The organism is Bifidobacterium olomucense, from assembly GCF_012932375.1.
Classification (GTDB): Bacteria; Actinomycetota; Actinomycetes; order Actinomycetales; family Bifidobacteriaceae; genus Bifidobacterium; species Bifidobacterium olomucense.
This window is the reverse complement of record NZ_JAAIIG010000014.1, coordinates 12,230-30,587: the sequence shown is the minus strand read 5'-3', so window position 1 is coordinate 30,587 and position 18,358 is coordinate 12,230. Positions and strand designations below refer to the sequence as shown.

11 protein-coding genes are annotated in these 18,358 nt (G+C 59.3%); 10 read left to right on the top strand and 1 reads right to left on the bottom strand.

The features are described from left to right. Window positions 1-208 precede the first annotated feature (208 nt). Both G1C97_RS10830 and G1C97_RS10825 read left to right on the top strand, forming a co-directional pair. Complete coding sequence (locus tag G1C97_RS10830) at window positions 209-5,293, top strand: acyl-CoA dehydratase activase-related protein (protein WP_169241758.1); 5,085 nt, start codon at window positions 209-211, stop codon at window positions 5,291-5,293. A gap of 261 nt (window positions 5,294-5,554) precedes the next feature. After that, window positions 5,555-6,832, top strand: coding sequence for a glutamate-cysteine ligase family protein (locus G1C97_RS10825; protein ID WP_169241752.1), 1,278 nt, complete (start codon window positions 5,555-5,557; stop codon window positions 6,830-6,832). 10 nt (window positions 6,833-6,842) lie between these two features. Here the strand turns inward: G1C97_RS10825 and G1C97_RS10820 are convergent, their stop codons facing one another. Next, window positions 6,843-7,709 (bottom strand): MerR family transcriptional regulator, encoded by an 867-nt coding sequence (locus G1C97_RS10820; protein WP_169241751.1) that lies wholly within the window; start codon window positions 7,707-7,709, stop codon window positions 6,843-6,845. 165 nt (window positions 7,710-7,874) lie between these two features. Here G1C97_RS10820 and G1C97_RS10815 point away from each other — a divergent pair, with 165 nt between their 5' ends. From G1C97_RS10815 to G1C97_RS10780, 8 genes are all read left to right on the top strand, one after another. Continuing rightward, entirely contained in the window at window positions 7,875-8,729 is an 855-nt protein-coding gene (locus tag G1C97_RS10815) for an SDR family NAD(P)-dependent oxidoreductase (protein WP_169241750.1), read from the top strand. A gap of 43 nt (window positions 8,730-8,772) precedes the next feature. Beyond that, window positions 8,773-10,083: an L-lactate MFS transporter gene (locus tag G1C97_RS10810; protein ID WP_169241749.1), complete on the top strand. Its 1,311-nt coding sequence runs from the start codon at window positions 8,773-8,775 to the stop codon at window positions 10,081-10,083. 17 nt (window positions 10,084-10,100) lie between these two features. Further along, window positions 10,101-11,138: a Gfo/Idh/MocA family protein gene (locus tag G1C97_RS10805; RefSeq protein ID WP_169241748.1), complete on the top strand. Its 1,038-nt coding sequence runs from the start codon at window positions 10,101-10,103 to the stop codon at window positions 11,136-11,138. 244 nt (window positions 11,139-11,382) lie between these two features. Beyond that, the gene (locus G1C97_RS10800; protein ID WP_417852232.1) at window positions 11,383-12,027 is read left to right on the top strand and encodes a TetR/AcrR family transcriptional regulator; all 645 of its coding nucleotides are present in this window, start codon (window positions 11,383-11,385) and stop codon (window positions 12,025-12,027) included. Window positions 12,028-12,312: 285 nt separating this feature from the next. Further along, window positions 12,313-13,641: an MFS transporter gene (locus tag G1C97_RS10795; protein ID WP_169241746.1), complete on the top strand. Its 1,329-nt coding sequence runs from the start codon at window positions 12,313-12,315 to the stop codon at window positions 13,639-13,641. Window positions 13,642-13,794: 153 nt separating this feature from the next. After that, a complete protein-coding gene (locus tag G1C97_RS10790; RefSeq protein WP_169241745.1) occupies window positions 13,795-15,930 on the top strand; it encodes a beta-galactosidase in 2,136 nt (711 codons plus the stop codon). A 251-nt stretch (window positions 15,931-16,181) separates the two neighbouring features. After that, window positions 16,182-17,528 (top strand): glycoside hydrolase family 30 protein, encoded by a 1,347-nt coding sequence (locus tag G1C97_RS10785; RefSeq protein ID WP_169241744.1) that lies wholly within the window; start codon window positions 16,182-16,184, stop codon window positions 17,526-17,528. A gap of 161 nt (window positions 17,529-17,689) precedes the next feature. After that, window positions 17,690-18,328 carry a TetR/AcrR family transcriptional regulator gene (locus G1C97_RS10780; RefSeq protein ID WP_169241743.1) on the top strand — a complete coding sequence of 213 codons (639 nt, stop codon included), beginning with the start codon at window positions 17,690-17,692 and terminating at the stop codon, window positions 18,326-18,328. The last annotated feature ends 30 nt before the right edge of the window (window positions 18,329-18,358 follow it).

Sequence of the window (18,358 nt, the reverse complement as noted above, 5' to 3'; positions counted from 1 at the left end):
GCCTGCCAGCCGTCCGAAACGGTTCGGGATGCCTTGCGGTGCGTGAGAAGGCGATTATCCCGGAGGCCGAAGCTAAGAGGAATACATGGTTGACACCGCATCGAACGTGACCACGGACGCCGCCAGCACCGCGAATGCGAGCGTAAACGCCGCGCCGAACACGAATACGAGCGCGACCACGGCGGCCGTATCGGGCAACGCCAAGCCTTTGCGCGTGGGGCTCGACATCGGCTCGACCACGGTCAAGGCCGTGGTATTGGATCAGTCCGACTCCCTGAAATCCACCCTGTTCTCCGATTACCGCCGCCATCATGCCAATGTGCGTGCCACTGTGGCGGGTCTGCTCGTGGATATTCACAAGAAGCTCGAAGAGCTTGGCCGGGGTGACGAGCCGATTCGCCTGGCCATCACCGGTTCCGGTGGTCTGGCCTTGGCCGACAACATGCATGTGCCGTTCATCCAAGAGGTCATCGCCGAGACCGAAGCGATCGACAAAGAGTATCCGCAAGCGGATGTCATCATCGAGCTCGGTGGTGAGGACGCCAAGATCACGTACCTGAAGCCCACCCCCGAACAGCGTATGAACGGTTCGTGCGCGGGCGGTACCGGTGCGTTCATCGACCAGATGTCCACGCTGCTGGACACGGATGCCGCCGGCCTCAACGAGATGGCCAAGAGCTACGAAAACCTGTATCCGATCGCATCCCGTTGCGGCGTGTTCGCCAAAACCGACCTGCAGCCGCTCATCAACGATGGTGCAGCCAAGCCGGACCTCGCGGCCTCTATTTTCACTGCTGTAGCCACGCAGACCATCGCAGGCCTAGCGTCAGGCCGTCCGATCCGCGGCACCGTGATCTTCCTCGGCGGCCCACTGTTCTTCATGTCCGAACTGCGCGCCGCCTTCCAGCGTGCACTCGAAGGCAAAGTGGACGAATTCATTGTGCCCACCAACGCCCACCTCTACGTGGCATACGGTGCCGCGTTGCAGGCGGACATCGACTCCGACGACGAGGGCCATCATTTCGAAGCCCGCACCTGCGCGGATATCCTCAAGCGCTTGGAAGAGCTGGAAAACCTGCCATCCAACACGCCCACCATGCCTCCGCTGTTCCCCACGGAAGCCGATCGTGAGGCCTTCAACAAGCGCCACCACAAGGAGCACATCCACATCGGCACGCTCGAAGGTGCGCATGGACCGCACTTCCTGGGCATCGATGCCGGCTCCACCACCATCAAGGCCACGCTCGTCAACGATGATCGAGAGATCGTATGGTCCTCCTATGCCAACAATGAAGGCAGTCCGCTGACCGCGGCCATCAACATCGTCAAGAAGATCCAGTCCGAACTGCCGTCAGGCGCGTGGATCGCACGCTCCTGCGCCACCGGCTACGGCGAGGGCCTCATCACCACCGGTCTGCATCTGGACGAGGGCGTGGTCGAAACCATGGCTCACTATCGCGGCGCCGAAATGGTGAGCCCCGGCGTCACCGCCGTCATCGACATCGGCGGCCAGGACATGAAGTACCTGGCCATCACCGACGGCGTGATAGACTCCATCGCCGTCAACGAGGCCTGCTCGTCCGGTTGCGGCTCGTTCCTGCAGACCTTCGCCATGTCCATGGGACTGACGATTCAGGAATTCACGCAGAAAGCGCTCGCATCCACGCATCCGGTGGATTTGGGCTCGCGCTGCACCGTGTTCATGAACTCGTCGGTCAAACAGGCGCAGAAGGAAGGCGCGTCCATCGAGGACATCGCGGCCGGCCTGTGCTATTCAGTGGTGCGCAACGCTTTGTACAAGGTCATCAAGCTGCGCGATTCCGGCGAACTCGGCGACACTGTGGTGGTCCAGGGCGGTACGTTCCTGAACGATGCCGTGCTGCGCGCCTTCGAGCTGCTGACCGAACGTGAAGTGACCCGCCCGAACATCGCCGGTCTCATGGGCGCGTTCGGCGCGGCCTTGACTGCCCGTATGCATTATCAGGATGAAGCCGACCATCTGGACGTGGCCGTCAAGGCTGATGGTTCCGAGGAGCCGGCCGCTCCGGCCGCGGCCGAGTCGGCACAGTCCGATGCCGCTGCCAAGGCGCCGGCCGATGGCTTCAAGAAGACCGTCGAAGAGCCCGATACGCACACCGTCGTCATCGATGGCGTGACCCACACCGCCAGCTCCATCCTGACCGGCGAGGCGCTCGACAATATGTCGATGACCACCGAGCGTGACGTGTGCAAGCTATGCCAGAACCACTGCAAGCTCACCATCACCACCTTCTCAGACGGCTCCCGCTTCGTAACCGGCAACCGCTGCGAACGTGGCGGCGATGCCAAGAAGAAGCGCTCCGACCGTCCGAACCTGTACGACTACAAGTACAAGCGCTGCTTCGCCTACCGCCGCCTGACCGACAAGAAAGCCACCCGTGGCGAGATCGGCATTCCGCGCGCACTCAACATGTACGAGAACTACCCGTTCTGGTTCACGCTGCTGACCTCGCTCGGTTTCAAGGTGATGATTTCCGGCCGCAGCTCCCACGAGCTGTTCGAGACAGGCATCGAATCCATCGCCTCCGAGAACATCTGCTACCCGGCCAAGCTGGTGCACGGCCACATCAAGTGGCTGCTCAACAAGGGCGTGAAAACCATCTTCTACCCGTGCGTTTCGTACGAGGACAACCTGGTTCCCAACACCGACAACCACTACAACTGCCCGGTGGTGGCCAACTATCCGTTGGTCGTCGGCGCGAACATGCCCGAACTGCGCGATCCGGACGTGCGCTACATGCACCCGTACTTCAACCTTGCCAACCATGAGCTCATGGTGGACCGCATCGTCGAGGAATTCGCATGGGCCAACGTGACCCGTGAGGAGGCCGAGACCGCCGTCAAGGCCGCCTACGCCGAAGACAAGGTCTTCAAGCACGACGTGCAGCAGGAAGGTCTTGCGGCGCTCGCCTACATGAAGGAGCATGGTTGCCGCGGCATCGTGCTCGCCGGCCGTCCGTACCACATCGACCCCGAAATCAACCACGGCATCCCTGAAACCATCTGCTCACTCGGCATGGTGGTGCTCTCCGAGGATTCCATCTGCGAACTGCAGCCGGGGGAGAAGCTTAACCTCACCGCCTTCCTTGCCGAGGGGGAGCAAGACCCGCGCTCCAAGAACGCGGCGGGCTTCCGCCATGTGGGCGACCGCACGGTCACCAAGATGCCGTTGCGCGTCACCAACCAGTGGGCTTACCACTCCCGTCTGTACGCGGCCGCGCACTTCGTGGCCTCCTACCCGGGACTCGAACTTGTGCAGTTGAACTCCTTCGGTTGCGGCCTCGATGCCATCACCACCGATCAGGTGGCTGAAATCCTCGCCGACAAGGCCGATGTGTACACGCTGCTCAAGATCGACGAGGTCTCCAACCTTGGTGCCGCCAAGATTCGACTGCGTTCGCTCAAGGCTGCAGTCGAGGAACGCGAAGCGAACAAGGCGCGCGAAGCTGCTGCAGCTCAGGCCGCGAGCAAGCAAGCGGCAGTGGCCGCTGAGGTACAGGCTGAGGATGAAGCCGCAGTCAAGGCTCGCGAAGCTGCCAAAGCCAAGGCTGAGGCTGATTTGGCTGCTGCCAAGGCCGCGCTCGCCGAGGCGCAGGCCGCTGTCGAAGCTGCTGAGGCCAAGGTGAAGGCCGAGCAGGCTGACTCCGCGGCCACTGCCGGTCCCAAGCCGATGGGCTTCCGCAAAACCGGCTCCAAAGCGCCGACCCCGGGCCGTCAGGTACTGCTTGACACCACGATGGCTTCCAATCCGAAGCTCACCAAGGCCATGCGCGAAGCCTCCAAGAAGGCAGCGCAGCGTGACCTTGACGCTGCAGTGAACGCCAAGAACGTGCTCGCGGGCTCGAACGGCACGGTTGACCAGCCGGCTTCCAAGCAGGGCAAAGCTGCCAAGAAGAACGCGCACAACAACGCCACGATGAGCCGCTACGCCCACCGCGAGAAGTTCATGAAGAACATGAAGAAGGATTACACCATCGTGGCTCCACAGATGAGCCCGATCCACTTCTCGCTCGTGGAATCCGTGATCCGTTCCGGCGGCTATAAGTTCGACATTCTGAAGCATGCCTCCCGTGATGACGTGGAGACCGGTCTGAAGTATGTGAACAACGACGCCTGCTATCCGGCCATTATGGTGATCGGCCAGCTGATCGACGCCATTCAGCAGGGCAAATACGATCCGGACAAGGTATGCCTCGCCATCACGCAGACCGGTGGCATGTGCCGCGCGACCAACTATTTCGGCCTGATTCGCAAGGCCCTGATCGATGCAGGCTATCCGCAGATTCCGGTGATCGCCATCTCCACTCAAGGTTTGGAAGACAACCCAGGTTTCAAAGCGACTCCGGCCTTGTTGCATCGCGCGGTCAAGGCGCTGATTCTGGGCGATCTGCTGATGAAGTGCCTCTACCGTGTACGTCCGTATGAGGCGGAAAAGGGCGCGGCCAATAAGCTTTACGAGCAGTGGGACACCATTGTGCGCGAGACCATCGAGCATCATGGCTTCTCCAAGACTGCGGCCAAAACCCCGTGGCTCAAGAAGGGCTACCTGCCCTATGGCACGCTCGCCAAGGAGATCGTGAAAAGCTTCGACGCGCTTCCTTTGAAGGACATTCCGCGTAAGGTGCGTGTCGGCGTGGTGGGCGAGATCTTGGTCAAGTACCAGCCGGATGCCAACAATCACGTGGTGGATGTCATCGAATCCCAGGATTGCGAGGCCGTGGTGCCCGGAATTATGGAGTTCATGACCACACGTCCATACATCACCGACTGGAACGAGAAGAACCTCGGTATGGGCGGCAACAAGACGTTGTACGCGCTGATGCGCTGGGGTCTTGATCGGTACAATGCACCGATCAAGAAGGCCATCGCATTGTCCCACGGCAAGTTCAAGCAGGACGATCCCATGCCCGAACTGGTCCAGAAGGCCGGCGAAGTCACTTCCATCGGCGTACAGGCCGGTGAGGGCTGGCTGCTGACGGCCGAGATCCTGGAGCTCATCGAACAAGGCTGCCCGAATGTGATCTGCGCACAGCCATTCGCCTGCCTACCCAACCATGTGACCGGCCGCGGCATGTTCGGCAAGATTCGCCGACTGCATCCGGAAGCCAACATCGTCTCCATCGATTACGATCCTGGTGCCTCCGAAGCGAACCAGCTCAACCGTATCAAGCTGATGATCGCGGCCGCGAAAAAGGCTCACAATGCCAAATTCGCGGAAACCGGCGAGCCGCAGGGCTTTACGTCCGCTGACTGATGTGAAAATGGTACGGTAGCGCAACCGTGTTTGGGCGACAGGTGACGTATTCCGACACACTCAAGGCCGTTCGGCCGAGCTTACGGTCTGAATACGTCACCTGCCGACCAAACACTCCATAGCAGTAATGTGCACCTTGTAGTTCGGCTTTGTGACATGCCTTTGTGGCATGCGAGGCAAGCACCCGCTATCGGTTTTTCATATAGCCGATTGGCGGGCATTCGGGCGCGGCTGCGGCTTGGCTCGCATACCATACCGTTTATGGTTACTCCGAGGATTAGTTATGCGCATCTGCTCGCCAAGCCGAACCCCAAGCATGTCGAGAGTCTGTTGAAGTTCTTTGAAAGCGGCCGAGCCGAACGGGGCACCGGTGGATTCGGTGTGGAGATCGAGCACTTGCCGGTGCATAACGGCAGCGATACAGCCGTCAGCTATTACGAGCCGAACGGCATCGAAGCGCTGCTCAAACGACTCGCTCCCTACTATGACGAAGAGAAGGAATACTGGGAGAACGGTCATCTGGTAGGTCTGGGACGCCCCGGAGTTTCGGTTTCCCTGGAACCCGGCGGCCAGGTGGAAACCTCCATCGGCATCCTGAAAAAACCGAGCGATCTGATTACGCTCTATACCAAGTTCCGTCGTGAAGCCGACCCGATTCTGGAGGATCTCGACTTCCGTCTGGTCAACTATGGCTACCAGCCCAAGTCGAGCTTCGCGGACGTGCCGGTGAATCCCAAGGACCGCTATGACGCGATGACCGACTACTTGGGGCGCGTAGGCCAGTTCGGCCCGTGCATGATGCGTTGCTCCGCGTCCACACAGGTCAGCATCGACTTCGTGGACGAGCATGACGCCATTGAGAAGATGCGTCTAGGTACCGTGATCGGTCCGATTCTGGCATACTTCTTCCGCAATACCCCGTATTTCGAAGGCGAGACGAACCCGTGGCCGCTGCTGCGCCAGCGCATGTGGGATTACCTTGATTTCCAGCGCACGAATGTGATTCCGGGACTGTTCGATCCACGTTTCGGCTGGGAAGACTATGCGATTGACGTACTGTCCACGCCGCTGATGTTCGCTGATTTGACGCACACGCCTGAAGCAGTGGCCTCCGGTGCCAGCCCGAAGGAGCTGCATCGCCCCGCCTTCCGCGAGAATGCCGGCGATGTGTACCCGGATCGTGAGCTCAACCCGTACGAGATCAACCACATCATCTCCACGCATTTCAACGACGTGCGTTTGAAGAATTTCGTGGAGCTGCGTCACTGGGATTCGTTGCCAATCGAACGTGCGGAGCGCTTGACCGAAATCGTGGCATCCCTGTTCTATGTTCCGGAGAACCGCGAACGACTCGAAAGCTACTTCGATGGCATTACCGAAGAGGAAGTGTTCGAAGCCAAGGCCAATATTCAGGCACACGGCCGTCAGGCTTCGCCATACGGTCAGCCACTCGAATTCTGGAAGGAATTCCTGGGGCTTGAAGGGCTCTTGTCGGACATCCCCGGAGACCCGAACCACCCTGACGTGTTCCAGGAGTGACGCGATAAATCTACATGCGCCCGGCATCGCAATGATGCCGGGTCATTCTTACGCGCATGGAGCCTTCCGCCGTATGGCTGCCCCAAATCTCGCAAATGGTCACATGACGCCACTGTTCCGGATCGAATTGCGCGGCCATGGCAAGGGCCTCATCGAAACATGCCGTCAATGACTCCCGCTCAATGACCTGTCCCTCGGCCGGGCCGCCATGCGGATGAAATACAGTCAAAGCGGCGTCGAAGCCATAATTATGGCCTCTTGATTCGTTGCCGTCAGAGGCATTGCTCATGGCAGCCGGCTCAAATTGCTGATACGCGTATGCCTTATCCTCAAGCAGATCAACCAGAATGCCTCGGCGCAGCAAGCGTGGTAGTCCGGCTTCGCGTACGGCGGCACGCAGCGTGGTCATCGACCGTAAATAAGGTTTGAGCTGAAACGCATCACCATAATATGGCCATGATTTACCCAGCATCCACGTCGAAGGCAGATCAGAACACACCACGCCATCATCCGGTGTACGAGCTTTGCGGGTCACCTCACCCAGATAATCATCCAGACTGATTTCCAGAGTACGCAATCGGGCGGCTTCCCTCACCACCCGTTCGCGCCCGGTTTCCATCAGCGTGCGCCAGTCAAGCGTACCGTCGATTTGACGGAAGGACTCAATCGAATCAAGTGGTACTCCTGCGTCCAAGCAGAGCCTGATCACATCCATTTCCAGCATTTGATCAGGCGTGTAATACCGGTAGCCGGTGCGGGAATCAGTTGCGAACGGTGTGAGGATGCCGTGCGCATCGTAATAGCGCAACGCTTTCGTACTGGTGCCATCCAATTTGGCTACTTCGCCGATCGTCAGCAGATCATCATCCTCACGCATTGATGGCGCTCCTTTGTCTGCCGTGCCGATTTGACCTTGCCCTCGGGGCAAAGTTTAGCATCGCAGATACCAAGCCCGGAAGCATCAACGTAGAGGAGGCCGAGTTTGGTTCCACAAGCGCACGGTGACGTGTGTTGATTGTGATCGAACACAGGAGGTCCGCTCATGGACGAGCGCAAAGACAGTAGTTGGCTAGGTCTTTCCGGCGATGTATGCGTGGTCACGGGAGCAGTCGGCGGCATGGGCACCGCCATTGCCGCCGAGCTGGCGCATGCCGGAGCTCGACTGGCATTGGTTGATATCAGCGAGGAACATACCGCTCAATATGCGGCCCAGCTTGCAGACGAGTATGGCGTTGAGGCGCGAGGCTACGGCTGTGATATCTCGGATGCGGATGACGTGGAGATTCTTAAGAACGCAATCGTTGAGGATTTCGGTAGCGTGGATGTGCTCGTCAACACGGTAGGTATTTTACGATTCGCGCCGCTGGAGGATCTACCGCTTTCCGACTGGCGCGATGTGGTCAATGTGAACCTGACCGGCGCGTTCATCCTTTCGCAAGCGTTCGGCAAAGTAATGCTGGCGCAGAAGGCCGGGCGCATCGTACACATTTCCACGGTGGCCTCACATTCTCCCGAAACCTTCTCCGGCGCATATTCGTGCGCCAAAGCGGGTCTGGGCATGCTCTCCAAAATGATCGCCGCAGAATGGGGGCCGTTCGGCATCCGCTCCAACTGTGTATGTCCATGCTTTGTCAAGACACCGATGAGCGCCTCCTTCTACGCCGACCCCAAGGTGACTGAAGAGCGTGAACGCCTGATTGCCTCGCGTCGTATCGGCGAGGTGCAGGATATCGCCAACGCCGTGGCGTTCCTCGCATCCAAACGATCCGATTTCGTCAACGGCGACGAAATCAGCGTGGATGGCGGATTCCACTTGATGATGGGCGACCTGACACCCAAACCGGGCGGCCGGCGTCAATTCGCCATCAACTCCCTGAAGCAGCGTGGACTGCTGTAATTCGCCACGCTCAACGCGCAATCGCAGCGCAGAAAGGATATCCATGACTTCCCCTACCACAGTTTCCGGCTCCAACGCAGCTTCCAAGCATGAGCCCAGCCGATACGGCGTGCTCTCCGCCGCGTTTGTGGTCATGTTCTTCGTGGCTTCGATCGCATTATTCAGTGTCTTCCTCAACCCGCTTTCCGAACAACACGGTTGGACTCCTGCCGAGGTGAGTCTCTCATACTCCATTTTCCAGACGGTGATGGCCGTTACCGGCATCTTTTCCGGACGTATCTCCGATAAGTTCGGCCCGCGCACGGTGATGCTCGTCGGCGGCTTCGTATTCGGTCTCGGCTGGTTCCTGACCGGCATCGCCGACAGTCTGCCGATGCTCTACATCTGCCACGGTTTGATCGCGGCAGTCGGCAACGGTCTGGTGTACAACCCGGCTCTCACTACGGCACAGCGCTGGTTTCCGGATATTCGGGGCAAAGCGTCAGGTATTTTGCTGGCCGCTGCCGCCATCGGTCCTGCTACGCTCGCGCCGCTGGCGAACGCCTTGTCCAGTGCGTTCGGCGTATCCAATGCGCTGAAGATTCTGGGTGCCACGTTCTGGGTGACCATTACTGTGGGATCGTTGTTCGTACATCCCGCTCCGGCAGACTACCGCCCCAAGGGCTGGGAGCCACCAGTTGCCGACAAGCCGGCAGCGGTTGCCGCATCGACTCAGCCCGGCGATGACGGCAGCTTCGACTTCAAGGCCATGCTCGCTTCGCCACGCTTCTACATTCTGCTCGCCGTCTACGCGATGGCGGCATCCTCCGGCACCATGCTGGTAGGTGCCGTCTCCTCCATCTCGCAGGAACATGTGGGAGCCGTGGGCACCATGACCGCTGCGGCATTCGGCGCGATGGCCGTATCCATCTCCACCATCTCCAATTTCCTGGGGCGTTTGACGTTCGGCGCGCTCTATGACAAGTTCGGCGCATTCAAATGCCTGTCGTTGATGCTGGTAACCACCGCACTCGCCATGATTGCGATGTCTTTCGCCTATGACGCCGTGTTCTTTGTGATCTGCGTGATTGTGCTCGGTTTCGCATTCGGCGCGCTGCTGGTCATTTACCCGCCGTTGACCGGTGAAACCTTCGGCACCAAGAATCTTGGCGTCAACTACGGCATCATGTTCCTCGGCTATGCGCTCGGAGCGTGGATCGGTCCGAGGCTCGCCACCGGCTTGCATTCCGAAACCTACGGCTACCGCATCGCGTTCTATGCGGCTGCAGGCATCACGCTGCTGGGCCTGGTGATTGTGCTGATGCTCGCCGTTCACGTGAAGAAAACCGGCACGATGATGCCGGCTAGAAAGTAAACAATCAAGGAGCAATCATGAGTGAACAACTTCGACTGGCTGTTATTGGCGCTGGAGCCATGGGACGTGACCATATCCGTTATATTCAGGATGATGCGGATGCGCGTCTGGTGGCCATCGCCGATCCGATGCCCGCCACCGAACAAGTGGCCAAAGACGCAGGTGTGCCATGGTTCGCGGATTATAAGGAAATGTTGGAATGCACGGCCTTGGATGGTGTAGTCATCGCCTCTCCGAACCATTTGCATGTGCCGATGGCTCGTGAAACCATACGTCATGGCATTGCGACGCTGGTGGAAAAGCCGATCAGCGATGACCTGGATGATGCCCGTGACTTCGCGGCTGAGGCGCGTGCCTCCGGCGTACCCGTGCTCGTAGGCCAGCATCGCCGCCATAATCCTAAGGTTCGTCGCGCCAAGGAAATCATCGCATCAGGTGCGCTCGGCAAAATCGTGACCGTGGCGATACTGTACAACCTGTACAAGCCGGACACTTACTATGACATCTCCTGGCGCAGGCAGAAGGGTGCCGGTCCGATTCTGGTGAACATGGTGCACGACGTGGATCTCATGCGGTATCTCATCGGAGAGCCGGTGGAAATTCAAGGTATGTCCGCCAATTCGGCGCGTGGTTTCGAAGTGGAGGATTCCGCCGTGGCAACCGTGCGGTTCGCCAACGGTACGTTGGGTACCATCACGTTGTCTGATTCCGCGGCGAGCCCATGGAACTGGGAGTCCACTGCTCGCGAGAACCCGTTTTTCGCTCCGTACGATACCGATGCCTACTACATCATGGGTACCAAGGCCTCGCTTTCGCTGCCTCGGCTGCACATGTTCTCGCACGCGGGCGGCGTGAGCGACTGGACAAAACCGTTTATATGCGAAGTGCAAGGTGTGCGCGAAGGATTGCCGCACCGCTTGCAGCTGAAGCATTTCGAGCGCGTGATTCGCGGTGAGGAGACGCCGTTGGTGACTCCGGAGGATGCGATCAAGACGCTTGAGGTGCTGAACGCCGTGAAGCGCGCGGCGGACGGCGGAGAACTCGTGCGGCTGTAGATTTTCGTCGGCATGCTGTTTCATCCTTTTCGCGCGAATAGTGCGCGATGAGGCCCCTGTGGGGGCCTTTCGCGCCGGATTCGCGCGAAAAGTATGTTTGAAAGTGCTCTGGTGCGGCCGGAAAACAGTTTTCGTGCGAAAAGTGCGGTTTGGCGGCTGAATTTGGTATGGAAACGTACTTTTCGTGCGAAAAGTACTCTTGGGAAGATGGGGAATGCCTCTTATCGAATTAACATTCGATATAATGGCTGGCATGGTAGCTGCGACGAAAAACAAACGAGTACGTAAAAGTCCCGAGGAACGTCGCGCCGAAATCGCGCAGGCGGCGGTGCGTCTGGTGGGGGAGAAGGGATATTACGGCACATCCTTGAAAGATGTGGCGGATGCGGTAGGCATGAGCCAGCCGGGTCTGTTGCATTACATCGGCAACAAGGAGGGATTGTTGTCGATGCTGATTACCGATAATTACGATACATTTGGCACTCCGGACGACTTTATGAAATCTGGGTTGCCGGGCAGTGCCCCCGAACGTCTGCTGTTCCCCTCGTATTTGCGGTATCTGGTTCGTTATAACGCGCAACGGCGCGAGTTGGTGCGGCTGTACATGAGTCTTGAGGCTGAGGCGTTCAGCCCGGAGCACCCTCTGTTCGAGTACTTCGAGCATCGCCCGGAGGCGGTGTGGGATCATTACTCGCGATACTCGTGGGTGATTCCCCCGCAATTGGGCTCGTGGGAGGACTCCATGAAGCCGATAGTCCGCCTGTGCATCGAGGCCATGGACGGCGTGCAGTTGCGTTGGATGCGTCAGCCTCCAGTGGATCTGTATGATGAATGGCTGAAGTTTGAGGCTCTGATTTTCCCGGCGCCGCTATGGGATAACTATCGCTGATGTCTTGGCTGAGCTGAGTGGCTGATATGCCGTCGACAATGCCGTTGACGGCATATCAGTACTATGAGCTTTTTGAATAATTGTAGATAGATAAAAGTACTTCCGCGTGTCGTTGCTGGTTGTTTCCTGATGGTAAACGTTGAAATTTCAACGTTTACATGTATCTAATAGTTGTTATATAAAAATTTGACAAACGAGTCGCGCGTATTTATGCTAATGGCATATCTAATGCATGTTAGATACATGTCAAAGCAGACAAAGGAAAAAGGAAACACGAGGTCAAGGATGAGTGCTTCAACCGCAATCCCCGCAGACGAGCGTCTGGCGGCCTTCAATGCGAACATCGCCGCGGCGGATAAGGATCCGTCGCTGTCGCCCGAAACCGGAAAGACCATGGATAAGGTCACTCTATTCCGCTTTGGCGCGGGCTTCCTGGTATTCGGCCTGCTGTGGATGAGTGGTCTGGCCATCGTCTCCGCCGTGCTGCTCACCAAGCATCTGCAGTCCATCTTCGGTCCGGATGTCGAAGGGCTGACCGGTGTAATCAACGCATGCACCGCAGTGGCCTCGCTTGTCTCCAACCTTCTGTTCGGTACCCTGTCCGACCGCTCCCGCTCCAAGTGGGGTCGTCGTACCCCGTTCATCGTATTGGGTGCCGTTCTCGGCGGTGTCACCTTGTTCTTGACGGGCATGGTCTCCAACGCCGTGGCCATCACCGTCATCTACTGCCTGTGCATGTTTGGTCTCAACGCCATGATCGCCCCGCTGGTCGCCATGATCTCCGACCGTATCCCGATGAACGTGCGCGGCACCATGTCCGCCTTCTTCGGTGCCGGCCAGACCTGCGGCGCTCCGATCGGCACCCTCATCGGATCCGCGTTTATCCTCAACCCGTTCCCGGGCTTCATCCTCGCCGGCATCCTGATGTTCCTCGGCGGTATCGTCGCTGTGCTCATCGTACCGAAGGAATCCTCCGCCGACTTCCTGCCCAAGGACGAGGGCAAGGCCTCCGATGTGCTCAAGAGCTTCATCCCTCCGAAGTTCTCCACCGCTCACGACTTCTACAAAGCCTTCGCCGGTCGTCTGTGCATGTTGCTGAGCTACCAGATGATCACTGTCTACCAGCTGCTCATCTTCCAGAAGTACATCGGCCTCGACGACAAGGCCGCCGGTGCCGCCATGGCCACCATGTCCGTGATCACCATGGTCGTCTCCCTCGGTGGCTCCGTAGTGGCCGGACCGATCTCCGACGTCATCGGCCGCCGCAAGCTACCCGTCATCGCCGCCTCCGTACTGTTCGCCATCGGTATGGCCATGCCGTGGATCATGCCGACCACGTTGGGTATGTTCCTCTACGCCGGCATCGCAGGTCTTGGCTACGGTGTCTACTCCTCCGTGGATCAGGCATTGAATGTGGACGTACTGCCGAACAAGGAGGAAGCCGGCAAGGACCTTGGTGTGCTGAACCTCGCCACTACCCTGGGCCAGATGCTCGGCCCGGTGCTCATGTCCGTGATCACCATGACCCTCGGCTACGCCGCCGCCTTCCCGATTTCCATCGTGTTCGCGCTGCTCGGCTGCGTGTTCATCATGATGATCAAGGGCGTTAAGTAAGTCTCGCGCCCAGGCGCAACATCAACTTACGGCTGCGGCCGGTCCGCTCGAATAACTTCAGTGGACCGGCCGTTCGCATACGCAAAGCCGGTAATCCATCCAACCGAAAACGACCAATCAAACCCAGACACAAGGCAGGGGAGTGACCTGACGATGAGCAAGCACAGCGTAGACCGTATTCTGTTCGGTGCCGCGTACTACGACGAATACATGCCTGCCGGCGAAGACCGCATCGAAACCGACATGAAGATGATGGACGCAGCCGGCATCAATGTGATCCGCATCGCCGAATCGACCTGGAGCACCTGCGAACCGCAGCCGGGCGTCTTCGACTTCAGCCACGTGGACCGCGCGCTGGACGCCGCGCAGCGTCACAACATCTCTGTGATCGTGGGCACGCCCACCTATGCCGTGCCCGCCTGGCTTGTGCGCATGCATCCGGACGTGCTCGCCGTAACCCCGAACGGGCCCGGCAAGTACGGACCGCGCCAGATCATGGACATCGTCAATCCCGCCTACCGCTACTACGGCGAGCGCGTGATCCGCGAACTCATCAAACATGTGGCAAACCATCCGTCCGTCATCGGCTATCAGGTGGACAACGAGACCAAGTACTACGATTCCGTGAGCCCCGACATGCAGGCGCTGTTCGTCAAATACCTGCGCGGCAAGTTCAACGACGACCTCGACCAGCTCAACGCCCACTTCGGTCTCGACTACTGGTCCAACCGCGTGGACGCCTGGGAGGACTTCCCGGACGTGACCAACACCATCAACCAGTCGCTGCGCGGCGAGTTCGATCGTTTCCGCCGTGCGCAGGTGGCCGAATTCCTCGCCTGGCAGGCGGATATCGTGCGAGAGTACGCCCGGGACGACCAGTTCGTGACCCAGAACTTCGACTTCGAGTGGCGCGGCTACTCCTACGGCGTGCAGCCGGCTGTAGATCACTTCAAGGCCTCGGCCGCCGTGGACATCACCGGCGTGGACATCTACCATCCCACCGAGGACGAGCTGACCGGCACCGAAATCGCGTTCGGCGGCGACATGACCCGTTCTACCAAGAACGGGGCCAACTATCTGGTGCTTGAGACCGAGGCGCAGGGCCAGCACGGTTGGGTGCCGTTCCCCGGTCAGCTGCGTTTGCAGGCATACTCGCACTTGGCCTCCGGCGCGGACATGGTGGAGTACTGGCATTGGCACTCCATCCATAATTCTTTCGAGACGTACTGGAAAGGCCTGCTTTCCCACGACATGGAGTCGAACCCCACCTATGAGGAGGCTGGCGTGTTCGGCCGCGAGGTGGCCGACCCGGCCGTGGGTGAGCGCCTGATCCATCTGAAGAAGCGCAACAAGGTGGCCATCATGGTCTCCAACGAGGCCTTGTCCGCGCTTGACTGGTTCCGCGTGGAGACCGGTTTCCCGGATGGCGCGGGCGTCAACTACAACGACATCGTGCGTCACGTGTACGACGCGCTCTTCCAGCTCAACGTGGAGTGCGACTTCTTGCCTGTGGACGCGCCCACCGAACGCCTCGCCCAGTACGCCATGATCGTGACCCCGGCGCTCTACTGCACGCCGGAGGAGACCGTCGCACACCTGCGCGGCTTCGTGGCCGGCGGCGGCCACTTGGTTTCCACGATGCGTTCGTTCGTCGCCGACGACGAGGTGACCGTCTGGCATGACCGTGCTCCGCATGGACTCACGGACGTGTTCGGCCTGACCTACAATCAGTTCACCCGCCCGAAGGGTCGCGTACCGGTGACTTTCTCGGATGACGCCGCGCTCGCCGGCACGCCTGAGGCTTCGGCCGAAGCGCTTATCGAGCTGCTCAAGGCAGATGCGGCAGCCGACACCAAAGTGCTCGCCCGCTACGGCCACTACGCTTGGGGCTCCTATGCGGCCGTAACCCGCCATGCATTCGGCAAGGGCAGTGCCGAATGGATCGGAACCCTGCTCGACGCTGACACCATGAAGGCCGTGATGCGCGAGGCCGTGGCCCACGCCGGCATTGAACCGGCCGGACTGACGCTTGCGGGCAAGATCGTCGTGCGTCAGGGCGTGAACCAGGCCGGTGAAACCGTGACCTATCTGCTGAACTATTCGGCCGATTCGGTCACGTTCGCCAGCCCCGTGGCCGGTTCCGTAGTCGTGGCCCCGCAAATCGTCGGCTCCGACGGTCTGATCGACGAGGTCGCGTCAGCCTCGCTTGCCGTGCGCTCCGGTATGCCGGTCGCGGTCGGCGACGAGCTGACCGTCCCACGCTGGAACCTCGCCGTCATCGCCGGCTGAGCGGCTTCCAACGCGGCGGAATGCATGTGATAAATGAGGTATCTATCGAAAGGTAGATACCTCTTTCACTTTCTGTGGTGAGCAATAAGACACGCCGGTAAATCCCAATGAATACTTTGCGTTATCATTTATCTAGTAGCTTTTAGATAAAGAAGTCGACTGACAGCGAAAAGCATAACTCAACGAAGAGCCGCACAGATCGCCTGAGCCGCGGGTCTGCGCAACAATCACCGAAAGAAAGGAAATCCATCATGACCGCATGGATCGCCACCACCCCGGACGCCAAGCTCGTGGATCGTTCGGCTGAAGTCGCCGCCACCGGCGCTACCGCCGCTGCTGACCTGCAGCTCGATGGCAACGAATACCAGTCGCTGCGTGGCTTTGGCGGCTGCTTCAACGAGCTCGGATGGCTGCCGCTGCAGACCGTGACCGAAGCGGAACGCGACCAGATCATCAAGGAGCTCTTCGATCCCGAGGAGATGAACTTCACGTTCAATCGCGCGCCTGTCGCCGCCAACGACTTCGCCGACCACTGGTACAGCTATGACGAGGTCGAAGGCGACTACGACATGGAGCACTTCTCCGTTGAGCGCGACGAGGAGACCCTGATCCCGTACATCCATCGCGCCCAGGAATGGCAGCCGGATATGCGCCTGTTCTCCAGCCCGTGGTCCCCGCCGACCTGGATGAAGCGTCCGAAGGCCTACAACTACGGTCGTCTCATCCAGACCCCGGAAAACCTCAAGGCCTACGCCAAGTATCTGGTCAAGTACATTCAGGCCTATGCCGAGCACGGCATCACCGTGAACCAGCTGCACGTGCAGAACGAGGTGTTCGCCGACCAGAAGTTCCCGAGCGCCCTGTGGGATGCCGAAGCGCTGAAGGTCTTCATCCGCGACTACCTCGGTCCTGCCTTCGACGAAGCCGGTCTCGACACCGACATCTGGCTGGGCACCTTGAACGGCCCGGAAGACATGAAGTGGACCGGCGGCGGGTACGGCATGGCCTTGAACAACTACAACCGTTTCGTGGACAACATCCTCTTCGATGATGGCGCCCGCCACTACATCAAGGGCATCGCCTACCAGTGGGCCGGCCAGAACTGCATCGCCCGCACCCACGAATCCTGGCCCGAGATCGAGCTCATCCAATCCGAATCCGAATGCGGCGACGGCCAGAACACCTGGGAGTACGCGGAATACGTGTTCCACCTCATCAACCACTACTTCCGCAACGGCGCCACCGCATACACCTACTGGAACATGATCCTGGACGATCAGGATTCCACCTGGGGTTGGTGGCAGAACTCCCTGTTCACCATCACCGCCGACACCCACGAGGTGCGCCGTAACCCCGAATACTACGTGATGCGCCACTTCTCCAAGTACGTGCGCCCGGGCGCCAAGCTGCTCGGCACCACCGGCCACTTCAACTCGATGGCCATCGCCTTCCGCAACCCGGACGGCACCGTGGTCGTCGTGGCCCAGAACGCACTGGAGAACGAGATGCCGTTCGAGTTCGCCGACCCGGCAAACGCCTCCCGCGGCCTCAAGGTCACGCTCGCCCCGCGCTCCTTCAACACCTTTGTGCTCGACTGATCGTTTTTGGTTGTCTTAAGACTCTCCTCATTGCTCCGGTGAGGGGAGTCTTTCTTGATTTCGTTGGTTCGTGGACTGCTGGCAAAACCGTAGTTTCGTTGTGACGCGCAGTGGAAACCGTTGTTACCGCTTGGTAATGAAGTGGGATACACTAGGCGTCTATGGCCGCAGAAACCACTTCCGATCGCAAACGAGTCCGCAAGACGCCGCTGGAGCGTAAGCGCGAAATACTCGATGCCGCAGTGCGACTGATCTCCGAGCGAGGGTACAACGGTACGTCTGTGCAAGATGTCGCGGATGCCGTGGGTGTCACCAAACAGGGCGTATTGCGGTATATCGGCAGCAAAGACAATCTGCTGGGCATGGTGTATCTCGAAAAATACAACGTAGGCGGCAATGTGGCCGAGTTCTGTGCGTCCGGTTTGCCGGGATCCACAGACGATGACCTTAGGCTGCCTGCGTATTTTCGGTATTTGGTGCGATACAACTCACAGCGTCGTATGCTGGTCCAGCTGTTTTCCGTACTGCAGGTGGAAACGTTCAATCCTGATCACCCGCTACATGATGTGTTCGCCGATCGGAAGGATTCGATTTGGCGGTACTACGCCGGCTTTGATTGGCGTATCCCGCCGTCCTTCGCCTCTTTTGAGGAAGTGCGTCCTACGGTGCGTAAGGCGTTGGAGGTCATGGATGGCGTTCAACTGCGTTGGCTGCGCGAGCCGGCCATTGATTTGAACGAGGAGTGGGCTGAGTTTGAGCCGATGCTGTTCCCGTCCCCGCTGTGGGATGGGTATCGCTGAGGCGGGATGCGCCTGGCTGTCCGGCCGCGC

What these genes read in the sequence shown, in the direction of transcription:
- G1C97_RS10825 (WP_169241752.1), top strand. Translation starts at nt 5,555, where the DNA reads ATGGTTACTCCGAGGATTAGTTATGCGCATCTGCTCGCCAAGCCGAAC.
- G1C97_RS10820 (WP_169241751.1), bottom strand. Translation starts at nt 7,709, where the DNA reads ATGCGTGAGGATGATGATCTGCTGACGATCGGCGAAGTAGCCAAATTG.
- G1C97_RS10815 (WP_169241750.1), top strand. Translation starts at nt 7,875, where the DNA reads ATGGACGAGCGCAAAGACAGTAGTTGGCTAGGTCTTTCCGGCGATGTA.
- G1C97_RS10810 (WP_169241749.1), top strand. Translation starts at nt 8,773, where the DNA reads ATGACTTCCCCTACCACAGTTTCCGGCTCCAACGCAGCTTCCAAGCAT.
- G1C97_RS10805 (WP_169241748.1), top strand. Translation starts at nt 10,101, where the DNA reads ATGAGTGAACAACTTCGACTGGCTGTTATTGGCGCTGGAGCCATGGGA.
- G1C97_RS10800 (WP_417852232.1), top strand. Translation starts at nt 11,383, where the DNA reads ATGGCTGGCATGGTAGCTGCGACGAAAAACAAACGAGTACGTAAAAGT.
- G1C97_RS10795 (WP_169241746.1), top strand. Translation starts at nt 12,313, where the DNA reads ATGAGTGCTTCAACCGCAATCCCCGCAGACGAGCGTCTGGCGGCCTTC.
- G1C97_RS10790 (WP_169241745.1), top strand. Translation starts at nt 13,795, where the DNA reads ATGAGCAAGCACAGCGTAGACCGTATTCTGTTCGGTGCCGCGTACTAC.
- G1C97_RS10785 (WP_169241744.1), top strand. Translation starts at nt 16,182, where the DNA reads ATGACCGCATGGATCGCCACCACCCCGGACGCCAAGCTCGTGGATCGT.
- G1C97_RS10780 (WP_169241743.1), top strand. Translation starts at nt 17,690, where the DNA reads ATGGCCGCAGAAACCACTTCCGATCGCAAACGAGTCCGCAAGACGCCG.